The organism is Streptomyces sp. Y1, from assembly GCF_041053115.1.
GTDB lineage: Bacteria > Actinomycetota > Actinomycetes > Streptomycetales > Streptomycetaceae > Kitasatospora > Kitasatospora rubellomurina.
The window spans coordinates 7,225,712-7,244,955 of the sequence record NZ_CP163445.1 but is presented as its reverse complement, the minus strand read 5'-3'; the positions used below and the strand labels follow the sequence as shown (position 1 = coordinate 7,244,955).

General features: G+C 75.8%; 23 protein-coding genes. 6 read left to right on the top strand and 17 right to left on the bottom strand.

The window, feature by feature from the left end:
• On the bottom strand, window positions 1–399 hold the full coding sequence (locus tag AB2U05_RS31295) for a GNAT family N-acetyltransferase (RefSeq protein ID WP_078859483.1): 399 nt from the start codon (window positions 397–399) through the stop codon (window positions 1–3).
• Window positions 400–406: 7 nt separating this feature from the next.
• Complete coding sequence (locus tag AB2U05_RS31290; protein WP_369184976.1) at window positions 407–658, bottom strand: ribosomal protein L7/L12; 252 nt, start codon at window positions 656–658, stop codon at window positions 407–409.
• Window positions 659–762: 104 nt separating this feature from the next.
• On the opposite strand from AB2U05_RS31290, the gene AB2U05_RS31285 reads away from it, so the two are divergent.
• From AB2U05_RS31285 to AB2U05_RS31270, 4 genes are all read left to right on the top strand, one after another.
• Entirely contained in the window at window positions 763–1,170 is a 408-nt protein-coding gene (locus AB2U05_RS31285) for a hypothetical protein (RefSeq protein WP_045709038.1), read from the top strand.
• A gap of 102 nt (window positions 1,171–1,272) precedes the next feature.
• A complete protein-coding gene (locus tag AB2U05_RS31280; protein ID WP_369184975.1) occupies window positions 1,273–1,425 on the top strand; it encodes a hypothetical protein in 153 nt (50 codons plus the stop codon).
• Complete coding sequence (locus AB2U05_RS31275) at window positions 1,422–3,797, top strand: heavy metal translocating P-type ATPase (protein WP_369184974.1); 2,376 nt, start codon at window positions 1,422–1,424, stop codon at window positions 3,795–3,797. Before AB2U05_RS31280 ends, AB2U05_RS31275 begins: the two co-directional genes overlap by 4 nt.
• Window positions 3,794–4,282, top strand: coding sequence for a copper chaperone PCu(A)C (locus AB2U05_RS31270; RefSeq protein ID WP_052706323.1), 489 nt, complete (start codon window positions 3,794–3,796; stop codon window positions 4,280–4,282). Before AB2U05_RS31275 ends, AB2U05_RS31270 begins: the two co-directional genes overlap by 4 nt.
• A 103-nt stretch (window positions 4,283–4,385) precedes the next feature.
• Here AB2U05_RS31270 and AB2U05_RS31265 read toward each other — a convergent pair whose 3' ends face one another.
• Window positions 4,386–5,168, bottom strand: a complete 783-nt coding sequence (locus AB2U05_RS31265; protein WP_369184973.1) for an NAD(P)-dependent oxidoreductase — start codon at window positions 5,166–5,168, stop codon at window positions 4,386–4,388.
• Between the two features lie 65 nt (window positions 5,169–5,233).
• On the opposite strand from AB2U05_RS31265, the gene AB2U05_RS31260 reads away from it, so the two are divergent.
• Window positions 5,234–6,151, top strand: coding sequence for a LysR family transcriptional regulator (locus AB2U05_RS31260; protein ID WP_369184972.1), 918 nt, complete (start codon window positions 5,234–5,236; stop codon window positions 6,149–6,151).
• A gap of 62 nt (window positions 6,152–6,213) precedes the next feature.
• Complete coding sequence (locus AB2U05_RS31255; RefSeq protein ID WP_369184971.1) at window positions 6,214–6,747, top strand: cupin domain-containing protein; 534 nt, start codon at window positions 6,214–6,216, stop codon at window positions 6,745–6,747.
• Window positions 6,748–6,924: 177 nt separating this feature from the next.
• Here the strand turns inward: AB2U05_RS31255 and AB2U05_RS31250 are convergent, their stop codons facing one another.
• From AB2U05_RS31250 to AB2U05_RS31185, 14 genes are all read right to left on the bottom strand, one after another.
• The gene (locus tag AB2U05_RS31250; protein WP_369184970.1) at window positions 6,925–7,794 is read right to left on the bottom strand and encodes a universal stress protein; all 870 of its coding nucleotides are present in this window, start codon (window positions 7,792–7,794) and stop codon (window positions 6,925–6,927) included.
• Between the two features lie 321 nt (window positions 7,795–8,115).
• Window positions 8,116–8,556 carry a hypothetical protein gene (locus AB2U05_RS31245; protein WP_369184969.1) on the bottom strand — a complete coding sequence of 147 codons (441 nt, stop codon included), beginning with the start codon at window positions 8,554–8,556 and terminating at the stop codon, window positions 8,116–8,118.
• 323 nt (window positions 8,557–8,879) lie between these two features.
• On the bottom strand, window positions 8,880–9,419 hold the full coding sequence (locus AB2U05_RS31240; protein WP_369184968.1) for a GNAT family N-acetyltransferase: 540 nt from the start codon (window positions 9,417–9,419) through the stop codon (window positions 8,880–8,882).
• A 116-nt stretch (window positions 9,420–9,535) separates the two neighbouring features.
• Window positions 9,536–10,504 carry an ankyrin repeat domain-containing protein gene (locus AB2U05_RS31235; RefSeq protein ID WP_369184967.1) on the bottom strand — a complete coding sequence of 323 codons (969 nt, stop codon included), beginning with the start codon at window positions 10,502–10,504 and terminating at the stop codon, window positions 9,536–9,538.
• Between the two features lie 105 nt (window positions 10,505–10,609).
• A complete protein-coding gene (locus tag AB2U05_RS31230) occupies window positions 10,610–11,341 on the bottom strand; it encodes a class I SAM-dependent methyltransferase (RefSeq protein ID WP_369184966.1) in 732 nt (243 codons plus the stop codon).
• The gene (locus tag AB2U05_RS31225; RefSeq protein WP_369184965.1) at window positions 11,338–11,826 is read right to left on the bottom strand and encodes a pyridoxamine 5'-phosphate oxidase family protein; all 489 of its coding nucleotides are present in this window, start codon (window positions 11,824–11,826) and stop codon (window positions 11,338–11,340) included. The genes AB2U05_RS31230 and AB2U05_RS31225 overlap by 4 nt, the downstream gene beginning before the upstream one ends.
• Window positions 11,827–11,918: 92 nt before the next feature.
• Window positions 11,919–12,635: a response regulator transcription factor gene (locus tag AB2U05_RS31220; RefSeq protein WP_045691874.1), complete on the bottom strand. Its 717-nt coding sequence runs from the start codon at window positions 12,633–12,635 to the stop codon at window positions 11,919–11,921.
• Window positions 12,636–12,755: 120 nt separating this feature from the next.
• A complete protein-coding gene (locus tag AB2U05_RS31215; RefSeq protein WP_369184964.1) occupies window positions 12,756–13,289 on the bottom strand; it encodes a hypothetical protein in 534 nt (177 codons plus the stop codon).
• Between the two features lie 121 nt (window positions 13,290–13,410).
• Window positions 13,411–15,126 (bottom strand): cytochrome c oxidase subunit I, encoded by a 1,716-nt coding sequence (gene ctaD / locus AB2U05_RS31210; RefSeq protein WP_369186021.1) that lies wholly within the window; start codon window positions 15,124–15,126, stop codon window positions 13,411–13,413.
• Between the two features lie 303 nt (window positions 15,127–15,429).
• Window positions 15,430–16,314 carry a virginiamycin B lyase gene (locus tag AB2U05_RS31205; protein ID WP_369184963.1) on the bottom strand — a complete coding sequence of 295 codons (885 nt, stop codon included), beginning with the start codon at window positions 16,312–16,314 and terminating at the stop codon, window positions 15,430–15,432.
• A 100-nt stretch (window positions 16,315–16,414) separates the two neighbouring features.
• Window positions 16,415–17,494 (bottom strand): winged helix DNA-binding domain-containing protein, encoded by a 1,080-nt coding sequence (locus tag AB2U05_RS31200; RefSeq protein ID WP_369184962.1) that lies wholly within the window; start codon window positions 17,492–17,494, stop codon window positions 16,415–16,417.
• Between the two features lie 23 nt (window positions 17,495–17,517).
• Window positions 17,518–18,258: a glycerophosphodiester phosphodiesterase family protein gene (locus AB2U05_RS31195; RefSeq protein WP_045691878.1), complete on the bottom strand. Its 741-nt coding sequence runs from the start codon at window positions 18,256–18,258 to the stop codon at window positions 17,518–17,520.
• A complete protein-coding gene (locus AB2U05_RS31190; RefSeq protein WP_045691879.1) occupies window positions 18,255–18,698 on the bottom strand; it encodes a hypothetical protein in 444 nt (147 codons plus the stop codon). Before AB2U05_RS31190 ends, AB2U05_RS31195 begins: the two co-directional genes overlap by 4 nt.
• 59 nt (window positions 18,699–18,757) lie before the next feature.
• A complete protein-coding gene (locus AB2U05_RS31185; RefSeq protein WP_369184961.1) occupies window positions 18,758–19,174 on the bottom strand; it encodes a molybdopterin-binding protein in 417 nt (138 codons plus the stop codon).
• Window positions 19,175–19,244: the final 70 nt, after the last annotated feature.

The following is a 19,244-nucleotide window of genomic DNA, read 5'->3' as shown; positions in this document are numbered from 1 at the left end:
TCAGTCGACCGTCCCGTCCGCGCGGCTGAGGCGCCAGACCCGGTCCTCGCCGGTGTCGGCCGGGGCGAGCCGCTCGGCGGGGCGGGGGCCGAGCTCGGTGAAGCCGAGCCGGGCCGGGACGGCGCCGCTGCGGTGGTTCGCGCGGTCGTGGCTGATCTCGACGTGCCCGACACCCGGGATCCGGAAGGCCTCGGCGACCAGGGCACGGGAGGCCCTGGTCGCCAGGCCCCGGCCGGTCGCGGCGGGGTGCAGCCAGTAGCCGATCTCGCGGATGTCGTCGCGCTCGTCGTCGCGGCGGAAGAGGCAGCAGGCGCCGACCAGCACGCCGTCCTGCACGATCGCGTAGCTGAGGTTCCCGCCGAGCTCCCGGCGCTCCAACCACCGTTCCTGCCAAGGGATTTCACCGCTACCGGTACCGGATCTCGGCGGCGGCGCCCACCGTTCGCAGGTCCGTGATCAGCCGCTCGGCGCGGTCCCCCGTCACATCGTCCAGGAGCGTGGCCGGCAGATCGCCGAGCAAGAGCTTGCTGTGCCACAGGCTGAGCCCGGTGTGCCGAGTGACCACCTTCACCGCTTCCAGCAGGTTCGGGCCGGTGTCGGTCAGCACGACGAGGATGGGCACCCCGTCGCAGACCAGTGCGAAGTACTCGCCCTCCATGACCGCTCCTCCGACCGCCGGCTCCCCGGAGCGTAGGCGCCGCCCCGCCGACCGCTCCACCGAAAATCGCCCGGCGCGGCCCGCAGGTGGCAGGCTTGGCCGCCATGGAGCACGAGGAACGGGATGCCGCCGAGCGGCCGCTGCTGGTCGTGGACGGCGCGAACGTGGTCGGGTCGGTGCCGGACGGCTGGTGGCGGGACCGGCGCGGCGCCGCCGAGCGGCTGCGGGACGCCCTGGTGGCCGTCGCGGAGCACGGTCTGGCGGACCTGCCGGGGCCGCTCGACGTGGTGCTGGTGGTCGAGGGCGCCGCCCGGGGCGTCGCGGGTCTGCCCGAGGTCCGGGTCGTGGAGGCGAGCGGCAGCGGCGACGACCGGATCGTGCAGCTCGTCGACGCCGCCCGCGCCGAACACCCGGACCGCAGCTGCCTGGTGGCCACCGCCGACCGCGAGCTGCGGGCCCGCGTCACCGCCCTCGGCGCCGCCGTCACCGGCCCCCGCAGTGTCCGCCCCTGACCACCGGCCGGGCTCCCCACGAACGACTTTCGACCGTACGGGAACCACACCCCGCCGCCGTCCGACTGCTGGACCGTGAATGCGAAGTCGTTGAGTGTGCTGGTGGGATTCGCCCTCCTCCTGGTCGCGGTGTTCGGCACCGCCTACGCCGTGGGCCGTCAGGTGGGCCCGGTGGCGCCGGGCCTGCGGCCGGCGGGTGGCGGTGGCGGGGTGTCCCCGGGGATGGGCGGGCACGACATGGGTGGGATGAAGTGAGCGCGCTCGCGGAGCCCGGGCCCGCGCTGGTGAGCACGGACCTGGCGGTCGGCGGGATGACCTGTGCGGCCTGCGTGGGCCGGGTGGAGAAGCGGCTGGCGCGGATCGACGGGGTGAGCGCCGGGGTGAACCTGGCGACCGGCCGGGCGCGGGTGCTGCACCCCGCCGGGGTGCCGGTCGCCGAGCTCGTGGCGGCCGTCGAACGGGCGGGCTACACCGCCGAGTTGGCGCCGGCCGATGCCCCGCTGACGCTCCCCGCCGAGGAGCCGGACGAGCGTCGGCGGCTGCTGCTCACCGCGCTGCCGGCCGTCCCGGTGCTGGTGCTGTCGATGGTGCCGTCGCTGCAGTTCACGGCCTGGCAGTGGGTCTGCTTCGCACTCGCCGTCCCGGTGGTGACCTGGGGTTCGGCGGGGTTCCACCGCCGTGCCTGGCGCGGCCTGCGGCATGCCACGGCGACCATGGACACCCTGGTCAGCCTGGGCGTGGTGGCCTCCTTCGGCTGGTCCGCGTACGCCCTGTTCCTCGGCGGTGCCGGGGATCCGGGCATGCGGATGCCGTTCTCGCTGACGGCGTCCGGCGGCGCCGCGCACGTGTACCTGGAGGCGGCGGTCGGCGTGCCGCTGTTCGTCCTCGCCGGGCGGCTGCTGGAGGCCCGGGTGCGGCGCAGCGGCGGGTCCGCGCTGCGGGCGCTGGCCGAGCTGGGCGCCAAGGAGGTGTGCGTCCGGTCGGCGGACGGCTCCGAGCGTCTGCTGCCGGTCGAACTGCTCCTGCCGGGGCAGGAGTTCGTGGTGCGTCCGGGTGAGCGGGTGGCGACCGACGGGGTGGTCGTCGAGGGCGGTTCGGCGCTCGACCTGAGCCTGCTGACCGGCGAGAGCGTGCCGGTGGAGGTGGGCCCGGGGGCTGCGGTGGCGGGCGCGACGGTGAACGTCGGCGGCGCGCTGGTGGTGCGGGCGACGGCGGTCGGCGCCGACACCCAGCTGGCGCGGATCACCGCGCTGGTGGCCGAGGCGCAGGCCGGCAAGGCGCGGGCGCAGCGGCTGGCGGACGCGGTGGCCGGGGTGTTCGTGCCGTGCGTGCTGGCGGTCGCGGTGTGCGTGCTGGGCTTCTGGCTGGGCGCGGGCGCGGCCCCGCAGGCGGCGGTGACGGCGGCGGTCGCGGTGCTGGTGGTGGCGTGCCCGTGCGCGCTGGGCCTGGCGACGCCGACCGCGCTGCTCGCCGCCACCGGCCGGGGCGCCGAACTGGGGGTGCTGGTGCGCGGTCCGGAGGTGCTGGAGAGCCTGCGCCGGGTGGACACCGTGGTGCTGGACAAGACGGGGACGCTGACCACCGGCCGGATGGCGCTCACCGCCGTCACCGCCGTCGACGTGAGCGGCCTGCCCGACGTGGACGGCCCGAGCGAGGACGACGGCCTGACCGAGGAGGACGTGCTGCGGCTGGCCGGGGCGGTCGAGCACCGCTCCGAGCACCCGATCGGACGGGCCGTCGCGGCGGCCGCGCGCGAGCGCTGCGGCGAGCTCCCGGCCGTGGCGGGCTTCGCGGCCACCGCCGGGCTCGGGGTGTCCGGGACGGTCGAGGGCCGGGCCGTCCGGCTGGTGCGCCCGGACGCGGCGGCCGGGCCGCTGCCCGCCGAGCTGGCGCGCGCGGTGGCGGCGGCCGGGGACGCGGGCCGCACCGCCGTCCTGGTGGAGCTGGACGGGCGGGGCGCGGCCGTCCTCGCGGTCGGCGACACGGTGCGCGCGGGCAGTTGGCGGGCGCTGCACCGGCTGCGCGGCCTCGGCCTGGAGCCGGTCCTGGCGACCGGGGACGGGCCGGGCGCGGCCCGCGCGGTGGCGGCGGAGCTCGGCATCGAGCGGGTGCACGCCGCCGCCTCGCCGCAGCGCAAGGCCGAGGTGGTGGCCGAACTGCGGGCCGCCGGGCGGACGGTGGCGGTGGTCGGCGACGGCGTCAACGACGCGGTCGCGCTCGCCGGGGCGGACCTCGGGGTGGCGCTCGCCTCCGGCAGCGACGCGGCGATCGGCGCGGCCGGGCTGACGCTGGTGCGCGGGGACATCGAGGCGGTGGTGGACGCCGTCCGGCTGGCGCGGCGCACCCTCAGTACGATCCGGGCGAACCTGCTGTGGGCGTTCGGCTACAACCTGGTGCTGATCCCGCTCGCGGCGGTCGGCCTGCTGAACCCGATGCTGGCGGCGGTCGCGATGTCGCTCAGCTCGCTGCTCGTGGTCGGCAACAGCCTGCGGCTGCGCACCTGGCAGCCGGCGCGGGGCGGGGCCGTACGGGGTGGCTCGGTACGGCGTGGCGCGGTACGGGGCGGAGCGGTACGGGCCGGGACGGTACCAGGCACGGCCGTACGGGACGGGGCGGTGCGGCGATGACGATCCTCCAGCGGCTCAAGGTCGTCGCCCCCACACTCGGCGCGGCCACCCTCGCCCTCGTGCTGCTCACCGGCTGGACGGCGGTCGGCGGCGCCGGCCGCCCCCGGCCGGTGGAGGCCGCCGGCCCGGGCTGGATGCTCCTGCCGACGGCCGGCGCCGCGCCGGCGACGGCGGCGTTCTTCACGGTCCGCAACCCGGGCGACGTCCCCGACGAACTCGTGGCCGCGGACTGGCAGTTCGGCAGCCGCATCACCCTGAAGCGGCACCTGCACCAGGGCGCCGCCGGCCGCTGGGAGCCGACCCCCGCCCTCCCGGTCCCGCCGGGCGGCGAGCTCGTCCTCACCCCGGAGGACGCCGACCTGATGATCGCCGACCCGCCGCCGCTGACGGCCGGCCAGTGGGTCGAGTTCACCCTCACCTTCCGGCACAGCCCGCCCCTGCGCGTGTCCGCCCAGGTCCTCCCGCCGGGCGCGCGGCCGCGCTGACGGCACGCCACGGGCCCGGGGCCCCGATCGTCCGCTCCCCCGAGCCGGGCGATCCGGGCCCCGAGCAGTCCGGGCCCCAAGCGATCCGGGCCCCGTGGGACGACTACCGCCGCAGCGCGGTCACCACCGACGCCAGGTCCAGGTCGGCGATCGACGGGTCCGCGAGCAGCACCTCACGGGCCGCCGTCAGCACCGGCCCGCCGCCCGCCAGGGCGAGGTCCTTGGCCGCCAGCCGGACCGGGAAGTCCGACTCCGTGCTGCGCGCCCGGGCGAGCGCCCCGGCCAGCGGCGTGGTCGACAGCGCCTGCAGGGCCTGCTCCTGCGGCACGCCCAACTCCTCGGCCACCGACAGGACTTCACCGATCACGGTGACCGATGCCACGATGCCGCCGATCACCACGACCTTCAGCGCCGCACCCGTGCCCGGGCCGCCGCAGCGCAGCACCGTGCCGAGCTGTTCCAGGACGGGCTGCGCGCGGTCGAGGTCGGCCTCCTCGCCGCCGGCGAGGACGGTCAGGCCGCCGGTGGCCGCCGGGCCGACGCTGCCGAGCACCGGGGCGTCCACCATGCGCACGCCGTCCGGCAGCCCGTCGCGCAGCTCGGCGACCGCACGCGGGCCGATCGAGGACATGTCGATCCACAGCGCGCCCGGCGCCAGCGCGGGGACGAACTGCCCGGCCACCTCGGCCACGGCGGCCGGGTCGGACAGCATGGTGATGACGAGTTCGGCGCCCCGCACGGCCTCGGCCGCGGTCGCGGCCTCGGTGAGGCCGTCGGCCCGGCCCGGGGAGCGGTTCCAGACGGTCAGCGCGTGGCCGGTGGCGGCGAGGCGACGGGCCATCGGCCGGCCCATGCGGCCCAGCCCGAGAAATGCGATCTTCTTCATGGCCCTCACGCTAGGCAGGCCCGAGCCACGCGACAAGCGAATGTCCGGCATGGTATCCATGCGGAATGGACATGGCTTGGCTGGACGTCTTCCGCACCGTCGCCCACCTGGGTTCCTTCACCGCCGCCGGGGAGCGCCTGGGCTACACCCAGTCCGCGATCTCCCGTCAGATCGCGACCCTGGAAGCCGAGTTGGGCACGCCGCTGTTCGACCGGCTGGCGCGCGGGGTGCGGCTGACCGAGCACGGGCGCGCACTGCTGCCGCACGCCGAGGCGATGCTGGAGCGCCTGGACACCACCCGGCGGGACCTGGCCGCCCTCACCGAACTGACGGCCGGACGGCTGCGGGTCGGCGCCTTCGACAGCGCCAACGTGGCGCTCGTTCCCAGCGCACTGGCCGCCTTCCGCGCCGCCCACCCGCAGGTGGCGATCAGCCTGACCGAGGGGCTGTCCGCACCCCTGCTCGGCCTGCTGGCCGACGGCGCGATCGACCTCGCACTCCTCGCCACCTACCACGCCGACGCCGAACTCATCGACGAAACGGGCCAGTTCGACCTCTCACCGCTGGCCGAGGACCCGGTGCTGGTCGCCCTGTCCCGCAGCCACCGACTGGCCGGGCGCCGGCGCCTGCGCCTGGCCGAGCTCGCCGACGAGGCGTGGATCGCGGCCCGCCGCCAGCCGGAGTCCACCCTGCTCGCGTCCTGCGTGCGCAGCGGCTTCCAGCCCCGGATCGAGTACGCCGTCGCCAACTGGACCGCCAAACTCGGCCTGGTCGCCGCCGGGTTGGGCACCACCCTCATCCCGTCCCTGGCCGCCCGCGCCGCCCGCCCGGACATCGCCCTCGTCCCGCTGCACCCGGACGACACCCCGGTCCGGCACGTGTACACGGCGGTGCGGCGGGGGCAGCGGGTGCCACCGGCGGTGACGGCGTTCACGGGCTTCCTGCGGGCGGGGGTCGCAGCCGGCACCCCGTCCTCGAATTGACCCATCAAAACGATGATCGATTGCCCCATGATCATGGGTCTTTCCGACCCTAGCCTGGTCCCATGACGTCGAAGCCGAACTCCGCCACCCCGATCCTGGCCCGCCGCACCGAGGCCGAGACCTGCGCCGACCCGAGCGCCACCATGACCCTCCTCGCCGAACCCTCCCCCGCCGAGGGCGGCTTCACCGTCTACCGCTCCGTCTTCACCGAGGGCGCCGCCGGAGCCCCCGCCCACTTCCACACCCGGGCCTGGGAGCTGTTCTTCGTCATCAGCGGCTCCCTGCGCGTCCTGATCGGCGAGCAGGTCACCGTCCTGGACGCCGGCGACTTCCTCGCCGTCCCCCCGCACACCCCGCACGCCTTCGCGGCCGCCCCGGGCGGCGGAGCCGACGTCCTGTTCCTGTTCACCCCCGGCACCGACCGGCACCCCGACCCGAAGCACCCCGGCATGGACCGCTTCGACTACCTGCGCCTGCTCGGCAGCGTCATGCGCGGCGAAACCAGCCCGACCGCGATCGCCACCTCCGCCGACCGCTTCGACAACCACTACGTCGACAGCCCCGCCTGGCGCACCGCCTTCGCCGACCGGAGCTGACCGGAGCTGACCGGCCGCCGCCCCGGGCTCCGAGCGGGCACAGCTGCGGCAGCACCTCGACGTGCCGGGGAGCGGGCGCCTCCTCCAGGACGCCGAGCGCCGCGCCCCTCCGGGGTGGGCCGGGCCCAGGGCCCGGCCCACCCCGGGCCGTTGGTCACTCCCCGCCGGTGCGGCCGGTCACCAGTGCGGTACGACCGCGACCGGCGCCCCGGCGTGGTGCAGCACCGCGTGCGCGACCCGCCCGAGCCGCGGCCCGAACTCCACCGGGCGGTGCCCCCGACCGACGACCAGCAGCGCGGCCCCGGCCGAGGCCTCGACCAGGCCGCGCGCCGCGCCGAGCCGGACGTCCTCGACCACCTCGACCTCCGGATGCTGCTCGCGCGGCCCGGCCAGGGCCAGCGACAGCAGCTTGGCCTCCAGCGCCTCCAGCTGGCCGACCTCGCCCGCCGGCACGGCGCCGCCCGCGTACCCGAACACCGGCGGCAGGTCCCAGCCGTGCACGGCCCGGAGCCGGGCACCGCGCAGGGCGGCCTCGCGGAAGGCGAAGGCGAGCACCTCCGCCTCGGGGCCGTGCGCGTCCACGCCGACGACCACCTCGCCGCCCGCGCTCGCACCGTCACCGCCGTCACTCCCGGGCTCCCGCACCACGACGACCGGCGCCGCGCTGCGCCCGGCGACCGCCATGCCGACCGAGCCGAGCAGCAGCCCGGCGAAGCCGCCGAGGCCGCGCGAGCCGAGCACCAGCAGCTCGCTGTCGCCCGCGGCCGCGACCAGGCCGTCCACCGGAGCGTCCAGCACCACGTCGGCCCGCACGTCCAGGCCGGGGTGGCGCCCACGGACCTCCTCGGCGGCCGCGGCGAGGAGGCGCTGCGCGGCGGCGGGCAGGTCGTCGGGCTCGGCGTAGGAGGCGACGCCGTCGGTCAGCCACGGCCAGGCGTGCAGCAGCCGCAGCGCGGCCCCGCGCCGCAGCGCCTCCTCGGCGGCCCAGTGGGCGGCGGCGACGCTCGCCGGCGATCCGTCGACTCCGGCCGCAACGATCGACGTCATGACTTCCTCCACCTGTTCCACGTGTTCCGCGCGTCTCGAACGCCACGGCCGTCCCGGTCCGCCGCGGCCCGGCCCGCCCTGACGGCCCGTCCGCTGCTGCCCCCAACCCTGGCGCCCCCGCCGCGCCGCCACCAGAGCCGCAAGGCCCCCGCACGCGGGACGAAAGCCCCGCCCGCCGCAGCCTACGGCCCGGCCACGCCCCCACCCCCCGCCGACACCCGGACCTGCGGGGCTCCAGGTGCCCCGAGCACCTGGGAACGGCGGCACGGCATCCGGCGCACGCTCCCGGAGAAGGCCGACAGCCGGCCAGCAATCGCCGCGCTATGCGGGGCGAAGAACGGGATCGATCTCAACCAGGAGGTCGTGCAGCTGACGAGCCCCCTGGGCAACGCGGTCGTCAGCGTCCTGCGACAGCTCCTCACACAAGCGGATCGCATTGTCCCGGGCGTGGGAGAAGATGCTGAATACGTCGACTACTGCGGTGTGGATCCAATCCCCGTGGTTCGGGTCAGCTTCTGCCAGTGCGGACGCGACTATCGCCAGTCCGACCCTGTCCTGTCGCCGAAGCAGCGATTCCGCAGTCACCCTGGTCACGAAGGTGTCATCCGGGTCGAGCACGAGCGTCCGCAGCGGCCCGAAGGCCTCGTGCATCTCGGCAAACCCGGCCAGGCCGTGGGCGGCGTCCGCGCGGTCACGGTAGTCGTGACTTCGCCCGAGTTCGCCGAGCGCCACGACAGCGGCATACCGCAACTCCCTGTCCACGTGCCTCCCCACCCCTCCCACGACTGCCCGGCGAAGGACCACCGAGATGCCCTACGCATGATCGCCAGAACAGGTCCTGAGCGCGACAGTGCCGATGGACGGAACCCTCACCGGCGACCAGCGACGACCTGCCCTGCGGCACCCGCTTTCCGGCCAGCCCGGCCAGCGCTCCGACCGGACAGGGCCCGGCTGGTCCCGGCGGACGAGGACACGGTGCGGAATGTGATCCGCCGATTCAACGAGGCCCTGCAGCGAGAAGGGGCTGCGCCGGGGCGGACGCCCACCCCCTGTCGCAGCCTGACCAAGCGACCGAGCCGCGAGCGTCAGATCCGCGTGCCACGGGCGATTCGGTACAGCACGTTCGGGCGCAGGGGCCCTTCGGGCGCGGTGGGGTCGTCGAAATCGTCAGCCGGGTCCCGGGTCATGCCGATGCGGCGCATCATTGCCTGGGAGCGGAGGTTGGTGGCAGTCGTCACCGCGAGGATCTCGGGGAGGTCGAGCGTTTCGAAGCCGAAGGCCAGGCCGGCCAGGGCGGCCTCGGTGGCGTAGCCGTGGCCCCAGGCCGAGCGGGCGAGCCTCCAACCGATCTCGATCCCGGTGAACGGCAGACCGTCATCCACCTGGTCCAAGCCCGCGAAGCCGATGAACTCCCCCGTGGCCCGCACTTCGACCGCCCACCATCCGTAGCCCCGCTGGGCGAACCCGGCCTGGAACCGCGCCACGGAGGCATCGCTCTGTTCACGGGTGAGCGGGTCGCCCAAGTGCTCGCGAACCTCGGGATCAGCGTTCATCGCAGCCCACGGTTCGAGGTCGGAGTCTTCCCATCGACGGAGGATGAGACGATCGGTACGCAGTTCAGCCATGCTGCCCAGCAAACGTGAGCTCTGGCCACGAGGCAATCCGTTTTCGTCCGGGGTACGGGCGCGGCGTCCTGCCGCTTGCCCCGGCGCGGGAGCGGCCCGCCTTCGGGCCGGGCCGGTCAGCGCGCCCACCAGTCGACGTCGGGCAGCCGTATCCAGACGTCGGCGGGGCCCGTGACGGCGCGGGCGTCGGCCGGGTCGAGGCCCGCGAAGGCGCACGCCTCGGCGACGGCCCGGTGCCGGTAGAGGTAGCCGGTCAGGACCTCCTCCGCGCTGCCGCCGGGGTGGGGGCCGCCGCCGGGGTGGAGGTCCCAGCCCTCCTCGGCGCCGTCGCGGAAGACGTTCCCCTGGTTGCCGCTCTTGGGATTGGCGTAGAGGCCGTAGCCGACGGTCCCGGCCGTCAGCCGGGCCATCGCCCCCGGGGTGAACGGGGTGTAGCCCCAGGGCTGGGTGACGACGCACCCGCCCGGCACGGTCGTGACGCCCGCGATGAGCAAGCATTCGTCCATCGAGAACGCCAGCGGGTCGTCGAGGTAGTCGGCCATGAACTCCTCCTCCGCCTGCACCGCGCCCAGCCGGCGGATCGCCTCCGCGGCGTCGATGCCGGCGACGCAGGCGAGCCCCGTGCCGTCGTAGTAGAAGTCCCCGAGCGCCGCGACGAGTCGGTGGCCGCGCTCGGCGGCGGCCCGCTCCGCCGCCGTCAGGCCCGGCTGCCCCAGGGGCACGGGGAACAGGTCGGGCACCGGACCGGCCAGGGCGAGCCGGCCCGGCGACCAGCCGCCGAGCTGGGGCCGCCAGGGGTCGGCACCGGCGGCGACCAGGGCGCGGGCGTTGTCCGGCCGGTCCGCGAGCACGGCCTCCCACAGCGCGGTCGCCCCCTCCTCCACCGCGTCCACGTCCGGGACGCGGCGCGCCAGTTCGGCCACCACCTCGGGCGAGCCGTACCTCGCCGCCCGGTGCAGGGGGCGCCACCCCCAGCCCGCGCCCTCCGGGTCGGCGCCCGCGTCGAGCAACGCCCGGATCCCGCCGACGTCCCGCCAACCGTCCCAGCCCACGCCCTCCCAGCCGACACCGACCCAGCCCGTCATCGCTTCCCCCAACCCCTCACCGCCGGAGAGCGGGAACCCTGTGCGCCCCACTCGTCCGTACACGATGGCACACGGGTCTGACAACGCCCGCCCGGTGACGTTCCGTCAAGCGCGGAAGGCCGCCAGGCGGTACCGCGGGTCGGGGCGCGGGGCGTCCTGGTCGGGGAGGGCGGCGAGGGCCCTGAGGGCGGCCCCGGCGGTGGCCGGGTCGGCGCACCAGCCGATGCGGCCGCGCTCGATCTGCGTGCGCCAGGCGCGGGGGCTGCGGCCCTGGCCGTGGCCGGGGAAGGTGGTCGCGCCCGCCGGGCGGAGGCCGAGGGCGGCGGCCTGGGCCGTCACCCGGTCGAGCCGGTCGGTGACCTGCGGGGCGTGCCGGCGCCGCCACGGCCGCGTGGCCTCGGCGAGGTCGCCGGGCTCGGTGAACGACGCGTCGTTCTTGTCGACGGTGGTGACCAGCACCCCGCCGGGCCGCAGCACCCGGCGGGCCTCGGCGAGGACGGGCGCGGCGTCCGGGAGCAGGTGGAGCGACCAGACCAGCACCACGGCGTCCACGCTGCCGGCCCGGACCGGCAGCCGGGTGGCGTCCCCGCGCAGGACGGCGCCCGGCAGGCGCTGCCCGGCGAGCCGGAGCATCCCCGGCGAGCGGTCGACGCCGAGGACGGCACGGCCCGGGCGGCGCAGCAGAGCGGTGACGATGCCCGTGCCGCAGGCGACGTCCAGCACCGTACGGGCCTGCGGCGGCAGCAGCCGTTCGACGGCTTCGGCGGCGGCCCGGGCCCGGGGCTCCCCGCCGCGCGAGGCATCGTACGCGCGCGCCTCGGCGTCGTAGTCGATCACGGTTCCTCCCCGCCCGCCCGCTTCCCCCCGGCAGTGAACCGGACCGGGCCCGGGCCGGGCAACCGGCTCGACGGAAGCCGCCGCCCGGTGACGAGCTCGGGGCGGATCAGGATCCGGACATCGGCGGCATCGGCAGGATCGGCCGCATCGGCGGCATCGGCGGCATCGGCAGGATCGGCCGGGTGGGCCCGGGCGCGGCCGAGGACGGTGACGCACCAGCCGGAGCCGTCCGCCGCGTCGACCTCGTCGGCCTCGAAGGCGATCACGGCGCCGTCGACCGCGCGGACCAGGTCGGCGTCGGCTCCGGCGGCGAGCAGCACGCCGCCGGGGACGAGCCGGAACGGGACCGGCAGGACGGCCGGCAGGGCGCCGATGGTGTAGACCACCCGCCCGACCGCCGCCCGGCCCAGCAGGTCCAGCGCCCGCTCGGGGCCGAGGTCCCGCAGGCCGTCTTCTTCCTCGTACAGGTCGCGATCGCGGTTCATACCGGGATGGTCACCCGCCCCCGGCCGCCGCGGCGAGGGCCGATGGTCCCACCCGGCCCGCCACCGGGCCCGCCGCCAGGATCGCCCCGCCGTCAGACCCGGCCCCGCCGCAGCGACGACGGCGTCGCGGCGGCGGCCTGGCGCAGCTCGGTGGCGATCAGGGCGGCCTGCACCCGCCGCTCGACGCCGAGCTTGGCGAGCAGCCGGGAGACGTGGTTCTTCACCGTCTTCTCGGCGAGGTAGAGCCGCTCGCCGATCTGCCGGTTGGTCAGGCCCTCGCCGATCAGCGCCAGCACCTCCTCCTCGCGCGCGGTCAGCGCCGGCCCGGCGGTGGCCGGCCGGGCCGGTTCGGCGTCGCTGCGCAGCCGGTTCAGCAGGCGGGTCGCGGCGCCCGGGTCGAGCATCGAGCGGCCGGAGGCGACGGTGCGGACGGCGGCGACCAGGTCGGTGCCGCTGATCTGCTTGAGCACGTAACCGGCGGCGCCCGCCATCACGGCGTCCAGCAGCGCCTCCTCGTCGTCGAAGGAGGTGAGCATCAGGCAGGCCAGGTCGGGCATCCGCGAGCGCAGTTCACGGCAGACCGAGACGCCGTCGCCGTCCCCCAGCCGGACGTCCAGCACCGCGACGTCGGGCCGCAGCGCCGGCACCCGGACGAGCGCCTGCTCCGCGGTCGCGGCCTCGCCGACCACCGTCAGGTCCGGCTCGCCGTCCAGCAGGTCGTGCACGCCCCGGCGCACCACCTCGTGGTCGTCGAGCAGGAACACCCGCACCGGCGCCGAAGCCCCGGCACCCTCCGCCTTGGTCGCCATCACGCGGCTCCACCTTCATCACCCCCGCGCCCGGCCGGCGGGGCCCAGGTCATCATCACCCACCACCCCCGCCCGGCCCAGGGCCCAACGACCCCATTCGGGAGGACATCCGCGGGACCGTCACCGCCGCACGCTCCTCAGCCCCATCACCAGGAACAGCAGCGCCACCCCCACCCCGCTGCCCGCCGCCAGCGCGGCCCGCGTCCCGGCCGTCCCGCCCCCGGAGAGGAGGACGGCCGCCGCCCCGAGCGAGGCGACGGCCGCGCCGACGACCAGCCACCCGGCCAGGCCTACCGCCGAGGACCGGCCGCTGCGCGGCGGGCGGGGCGCGGGCCCGGCGTCCAGGGCGATCCACCGCTCGTCCGCCTCCCGCTGCTCGACGCGACGCTCCCGCAGCGCCCGCAGCCACAGCGCCACGCCGCCGACCAGCCCGGCGAGGGCGGTCTGGGCGGCGGGCCGCCAGTCCCCCAGGGCGAGCAGCAGCCCGCCCGCGAGGGCGAGGGCCGCCCACCCGAGCACGCAGGCGGCAGCGGCCGTACGGGTGGAGCGGGGCCGGTCGGCGCCGGCCTGGAGGTCGGCGATGGCGGGCAGGTACCAGACGCAGCCGCCGGCGGTGAGGGCGGCGGTGGCGATGGCGAGGACGCTGTGGTTCATGGGCCGGGCCTTCCGGGGCGAAGCGATGCGAACGGACGGATGCGAACGGACGGATGCGGGCGGGGAGATGGAATGCGGAGGACCGCCCCCACCCGCGGCCGAGCCCGGGCGGGGCGGCACCTCACGGCCGGGAGCCGTCCGAGCCCGCCGCCGACCGCGCGGCGGCCCGGACCGCCGCCCGGCCGAGCGGCCGGTCGTACTTCGCCGGCTCGACGTCCGCCAGGTGGGGGGCCGGACTGCCGGTGTTCTCCAGGGCGTCCCGCGCGGCGATGTCGGGGTGGTGCAGGTCGAACGCCGGGGATTCGGAGCGGATCCGGGGCAGCGACGTGAAGTTGTGCCGCGGCGGCGGGCAGGAGGTGGCCCACTCCAGCGAGCGGCCCCAGCCCCACGGGTCGTCCTGTTCGACCTTCTCGCCGTACTTGGCGGTCTTCCAGACGTTGTACAGGAACGGCAGGACGGACAGCCCGAGCAGGAACGAACCGATCGTCGACACCGTGTTCAGCGTGGTGAAGCCGTCCGACTCCAGGTAGTCGGCGTACCGCCGCGGCATCCCTTCCGCGCCGAGCCAGTGCTGCACCAGGAAGGTGGCGTGGAAGCCCACGGTGAGCGTCCAGAAGGTGATCCTGCCGAGCCGTTCGTCGAGCATCCGGCCGGTCATCTTGGGCCACCAGAAGTGGAATCCGGCGAACATCGCGTACACCACGGTGCCGAACAGCGTGTAGTGGAAGTGCGCGACGACGAAGTACGAGTCGGAGACGTGGAAGTCGATCGGCGGGGCGGCCAGCAGCACCCCGGTGAGGCCGCCGAAGAGGAAGGTGACCAGGAAGCCGACCGTCCACAGCATCGGCGTCTCGAAGCTGAGCGAGCCGCGCCACATGGTGCCGACCCAGTTGAAGAACTTCACCCCGGTCGGGACGGCGATCAGGAAGGTCATGAAGGAGAAGAAGGGCAGCAGCACCTGCCCGGTGACGTACATGTGGTGCGCCCAGACCGTGACCGACAGACCGGCGATGGCGACGGTGGCGGCGATCAGGCCGGAGTAGCCGAACATCGGCTTGCGGCTGAAGACCGGGATGATCTCCGACACGATGCCGAAGAAGGGCAGCGCCAGGATGTACACCTCGGGGTGGCCGAAGAACCAGAACAGGTGCTGCCACAGCATCGCCCCGCCGTTGGCCGGGTCGAAGACGTGGGCACCGAACTTGCGGTCCGCCTCCAGCGCGAACAGCGCGGCCGCGAGCACCGGGAAGACCAGCAGCACCAGCACCGAGGTGAGCAGCACGTTCCAGCAGAAGATGGACATCCGGAACATGGTCAGTCCGGGGGCGCGCATGCAGATGATGGTGGTGATGAAGTTGACCGCGCCGAAGATGCTGCCGAAGCCGGACAGCGCGACGCCCATGATCCACAGGTCGGCGCCGATGCCCGGCGAGTGGACGGCGTCGGACAGCGGCGCGTAGAGGAACCAGCCGAAGTCGGCGGCGCCCTGCGGGGTGAGGAAGCCCGCCGCCGCGATCAGCGAGCCGCCCATGAACAGCCAGTAGGCCAGCGCGTTGAGCCGTGGGAAGGCCACGTCCGGGGCGCCGATCTGCAGCGGCATGATCCAGTTCGCGAAGCCGGTGAACAGCGGCATCGCGAACAGCAGCAGCATGATCGAGCCGTGCATGGTGAAGGCCTGGTTGAACTGCTCGTTCGACAGGATCTGGTTACCGGGCCGGGCGAGTTCGGCGCGCATGACCAGGGCGAGGACGCCGCCGATCAGGAAGAACGCGAACGAGGACACCAGGTACATGGTGCCGATCGTCTTGTGGTCGGTGGTGGTCAACAACCTGACCATGGCCGAGCCGGGCTGCCTGGCCCGAACCGCCTTGACCGGCCGGGGTGTTGGCGGGAGGGTGGGGTCGCCCTGTGCCTGGGTGGCGCTCAAGGACGCACTCCTTCGGAACGTCGTGCGGATGATGGCGTTCCATGATCCGAACGCACCACCGCCGCGCCCCAGGGCCGTTGGGCCCGGGCCCCCGGGGCCGCTGGGCCCGTCTTCCGGACCCCGGCCCGGGCCCTCCCGCACCGGGCCCTCCCGCACCGGGCCCTCCCACCCGGGCCTCGCGCCCGCAGCCCCGGCCCCGCCGGCCCGGGTGCGTCAGGCGCCCAGCCGCAGGATCTGACCTCGCTCCAGCGCCGCGTACACCACGCCGTCCGCCCCGACCGCGATGCCGTGCGGCTCGGCGCCCGGGCCGGGGATCGGGTACCCGTCCAGCCGCCCGTCCGGGTGGAGCACCCCGATCCGGCCGGCGCCCCACTCGGAGAACCAGAGCGCGCCGTCCGGCCCGGCGGCGATCGCGTGCGGTTTGGCCGCCCGGTCGGCCAGCGGGTGTTCGGTGACCTGCCCGTCGACGGTGATCCGCCCGACCAGCCCGCCGCCGATCCCGACGTACCAGAGCGCGCCGTCCGCGCCCGCGGTGATGCCGACCGGCGCGGTGCCCTCGGTGGGCAGCCGGTGGACGGCCACCTCGCCGTCGAGGCCGATCCGGGCCACCGCGTCGGCCTGGTTGAGCGTGCACCACAGCGCGCCGTCCGGCCCGGCCGTGATCATCGACGGGAACGCCCCGGCGAGCGGGAGCGGGTACTCCTCGACCTCGCCGTCCACGCCGATCCGCCCCACCCGGCCGGCGCCCAGCTCGGTGAACCAGAGCGCGCCGTCCGGCCCGGCGGCGATGCCGTACGGCCCGGCGCCCTCGGTGCGGACGGGGAACGAGCCCGCCTCCCCGGCCGCCGTGATCCGCCCGATCCGGTGGTCGCGCATCCGGCTGAACCAGAGCGCCCCGTCCGGGCCGGCGGTGATGACGGCCGGGCCGCAGTCCGGCGCGCCGAGGCCGTACCGCCGCACCGAGCCGTCCGCCGTCAGCCGTCCGACCTCGCCGCTGTGCACCAGCGTGAACCAGACGTCCCCGCCGGGCGCCACGGTGATGCCGTACGGCCCGGCACCCTCCGGCGCCGCGTCGATCAGTTCCATGTCCCGTCGCATCCGCGTCCCCTCGTAGCAGTGGCGTCGGTCATGATCACATTCCCGCCCCGCCGCCGCCAGCGAGTTGTCCGGCACCGGGCCGGGGCTCCACGCCGGGGCGCTACGCCGGCGCCTCCACCCGGACGGACCCTTCGCCGCCCGCGAAGGCCAGCACCCGCCGCGCCTCGGCCTCGGCGCCCTCCCGGTCGGCCGGGGCGAGCGGGCCGAACGGCTGCACCACCACGTCCTGCTCCGCCGTCAGCCGCCACGTCCCGGCGACCAGCCCGTCGACCAGCAGCGTGCCGAGCACGATGCCGTTCTGCGTCATCACCCGCCCCCGGTACCGCTCCGGCAGCACCCGGCCCCGGTCGGCGTGCGAGAGCAGCAGGTTGTCGAAGGGCGCGAGCAGCCGCACCGGCGCCGGGACGTCCTCGGCCGGCCGGGGTGCCTGCGGCAGGTCGTGGAGCAGCCGGCCCTGTTCGTCGCGGAAGGTGCGCAGCCGCGGCGCGAGCCGGGCCAGCACCGGGCCGAGGCCGCTGAGGCCGGACCACTTCTTCAGGTCGGCCGGGCCGGCCGGGCCGAACGCGGCGAGGTAGCGCAGGACGAGGTCGTCCAGCGCGGGCGCGGGGTCGAGCGGGCGGCCGAGCCAGGCCTCGGCGGTGGTGTGGGCGGCCGGGCCGCCGCGCCCCCACAGCCCGCGCGGCGGCACCTGGACGAGCGGCAGCAGGCAGCGCGCGGCCTGGGCCAGTGCGGCCGGGTCGCGGTCCGGGCGGCTGGCCGCCAGCAGCGGGCCGAGCTGCTGGAAGGTGCGCGGCCGCTCCTCGACCAGGCTCCGGGCCTCGGCGGCCAGGGCGGCGAGGTCGAGGCCGGCCAGCCGCTTGCCGTAGGTGGTGCGCAGCGCCTGGTCCAGGACGGGCTGGAGCAGCGGCCGCAGGGTCAGGCAGTCCTCGGCGGTGACCAGGTGGATGGTGCCGCGCTGCAGGGCGATCCGGACGACGGCCCGCTGCTCGATGAGCGTGCTGAGCCGGTCCGGGGTGAAGCCGTCCAGCCGGGAGAGCAGGCCGAGGTACGGGGGCTGCGGCGCGGCCTGGGCCTGCAGCCCGCCGAGGTGGCGGATCAGCTCGGCGGGCGGCCGGTCGGTGCGCTCCAGCAGGTGCTGGCGGGCGAGCAGGGCGCGCCCCAACGCCCGGGTGGTCAGCACCTGTTGGCCACCCGGAGGAGCGTTCACCGCCGGCCGTCCAGGACGGAGCGCAGCACGCCGATCCGGTTGCTGGTGATGGCGGCGACGCCGGTGTCGCGCAGCCGGCGCATGGTGCGCCGCAGGTCGGCCGTCCACGTGGAGACGGAGAGTCCGGCGTCGGCGGCGCCGAGCACGAACTCGGCGGTGACCAGGCCGAACGGCGGGTTGAGGTAGCGCGGGCGCAGGTCGTCGAGCAGGGCCCGCCCGGGCAGCCGGGGCTGCTTCCAGGTGAGCGCGATGTCGGCGGTGGGGCTGAGGGCGCGCACGGCGAGCATGGCGGTGGCGGGGCCGCAGAAGGCGACCTGCCGTTCGGCGCCGAGGCCGGTGACGACGGACCAGGTGGCGGCGGCCGGGCCGGGGTCGTCGAGGTCGATCAGCAGCCGGGGGCCCGGCTGCTCCGCCCGGGGGTCGTGCGCGGCGGCCACCGCCTTGACGGCCTCGGCGAGGGTGGGGACGGCGAGTGCGCCCCGGCGCAGCTCGTCGAGCTGCTCGGCGGTGACCCGGTCGACGGCACGGGTGTCGCCCCAGAGCCGCTCCAGGGTGCGGTCGTGCAGCAGGACGGGCACCTGGTCGCGGGTGAGCTGGACGTCGACCTCGACGGCGTCGGCGCCGGCGGCGAGGGCGGACTCGATCGAGGGCAGGGTGTTCTCGCGGTACCGGTACGGGTCGCCGCGGTGGGCGACGGCGAGCGGCTTCCACCCGGTGGTGCTTCGGGCCGTGGTCATCGGATCCTCCCCGCGAGCCAGGGGGTGAGGTCGTGCACGCCGATGCCCTCGCGGTGGCTCGGCTCGCCGGGGACGGTGACGATCAGGGTGCTGGACGGCGGGAAGGCGCGCACCTTGACCTGGACGAGGTCCTTCCAGACCGCGTCGAGGAACGCGGGGACGCCGTCCCGCGCGACGTCGAAGGGGATGCCCTCGACGGTGACCACGGCCTCGTCGTGGGTGAACAGCCGGACGCCGACGGCCGGGCGGCCGCCGAACTCCAGCAGCGCCTCGTGCGGGACGGCGTCCAGCTCGCCGGGCCCGACCGCGCCGACCAGTCCGGCGAAGGTCCGGTCGCGGCCGATGTCGTGCTGGGCGCGGACCTCGCGGCCGTGCCGCGCGGCCACGGCTTCGATCGCGAGCACGGCGGCCTGGGTGGTCGGCAGCTTCGGGGGTGGCATCCGGGGCGGGCCTCTCGTTCGGCGTTCACTGACGGCGCGGCGGCCGGGACCTTGGGGACCTAGCGCCGCTCGATCATCACATTGGTGGACTTGATGACCGCCGTGGCGGGCGCGCCGGGCACCAGATTCAGCTCCTCCGCCGACTCCCGGCTGATCAGCGACACCACCCGGAACGGCCCGGCCTGGATCTCCACCCGCGCGGCCACGTCGCCGAGCAGCACGTCGGTGACGATCCCGGGGAAGCGGTTGCGTGCCGAGGACGGCCGGCCCTCCGCCTCGGCGGCCTCGGTGCGGGCCAACTCGCGGGCGAACGCGGCCAGTTCGGCGCCGGGAACGATCCGGTGCCCGTGCTCGTCGCGGGTGGCGGCGACCCGCCCGGCGTCCACCCAGCGCCGCATCGTGTCGGCGCTGACGCCGAGCAGCGCCGCGGCCTCGCCGATCCGGTAGGGGTTGACCGGCTGGTCGGCCTGGCCCATGTGCGACTCCTGACGCTGGTTCGAGGGGCGGGAGGGGCGGGGAGCGTGCCGCCGCGCCCCCGGCCATCCT

Excerpts from the sequence above, each read along its gene's own strand:
- AB2U05_RS31290 (WP_369184976.1), bottom strand. The coding sequence starts at position 658 with ATGGAGGGCGAGTACTTCGCACTGGTCTGCGACGGGGTGCCCATCCTC.
- AB2U05_RS31285 (WP_045709038.1), top strand. The coding sequence starts at position 763 with ATGGAGCACGAGGAACGGGATGCCGCCGAGCGGCCGCTGCTGGTCGTG.
- AB2U05_RS31270 (WP_052706323.1), top strand. The coding sequence starts at position 3,794 with ATGACGATCCTCCAGCGGCTCAAGGTCGTCGCCCCCACACTCGGCGCG.
- AB2U05_RS31265 (WP_369184973.1), bottom strand. The coding sequence starts at position 5,168 with ATGAAGAAGATCGCATTTCTCGGGCTGGGCCGCATGGGCCGGCCGATG.
- AB2U05_RS31260 (WP_369184972.1), top strand. The coding sequence starts at position 5,234 with ATGGACATGGCTTGGCTGGACGTCTTCCGCACCGTCGCCCACCTGGGT.
- AB2U05_RS31255 (WP_369184971.1), top strand. The coding sequence starts at position 6,214 with ATGACGTCGAAGCCGAACTCCGCCACCCCGATCCTGGCCCGCCGCACC.
- AB2U05_RS31250 (WP_369184970.1), bottom strand. The coding sequence starts at position 7,794 with ATGACGTCGATCGTTGCGGCCGGAGTCGACGGATCGCCGGCGAGCGTC.
- AB2U05_RS31240 (WP_369184968.1), bottom strand. The coding sequence starts at position 9,419 with ATGGCTGAACTGCGTACCGATCGTCTCATCCTCCGTCGATGGGAAGAC.
- AB2U05_RS31235 (WP_369184967.1), bottom strand. The coding sequence starts at position 10,504 with ATGACGGGCTGGGTCGGTGTCGGCTGGGAGGGCGTGGGCTGGGACGGT.
- AB2U05_RS31225 (WP_369184965.1), bottom strand. The coding sequence starts at position 11,826 with ATGAACCGCGATCGCGACCTGTACGAGGAAGAAGACGGCCTGCGGGAC.
- AB2U05_RS31220 (WP_045691874.1), bottom strand. The coding sequence starts at position 12,635 with ATGGCGACCAAGGCGGAGGGTGCCGGGGCTTCGGCGCCGGTGCGGGTG.
- AB2U05_RS31215 (WP_369184964.1), bottom strand. The coding sequence starts at position 13,289 with ATGAACCACAGCGTCCTCGCCATCGCCACCGCCGCCCTCACCGCCGGC.
- ctaD (WP_369186021.1), bottom strand. The coding sequence starts at position 15,126 with ATGGTCAGGTTGTTGACCACCACCGACCACAAGACGATCGGCACCATG.
- AB2U05_RS31205 (WP_369184963.1), bottom strand. The coding sequence starts at position 16,314 with ATGCGACGGGACATGGAACTGATCGACGCGGCGCCGGAGGGTGCCGGG.
- AB2U05_RS31195 (WP_045691878.1), bottom strand. The coding sequence starts at position 18,258 with ATGACCACGGCCCGAAGCACCACCGGGTGGAAGCCGCTCGCCGTCGCC.
- AB2U05_RS31190 (WP_045691879.1), bottom strand. The coding sequence starts at position 18,698 with ATGCCACCCCCGAAGCTGCCGACCACCCAGGCCGCCGTGCTCGCGATC.
- AB2U05_RS31185 (WP_369184961.1), bottom strand. The coding sequence starts at position 19,174 with ATGGGCCAGGCCGACCAGCCGGTCAACCCCTACCGGATCGGCGAGGCC.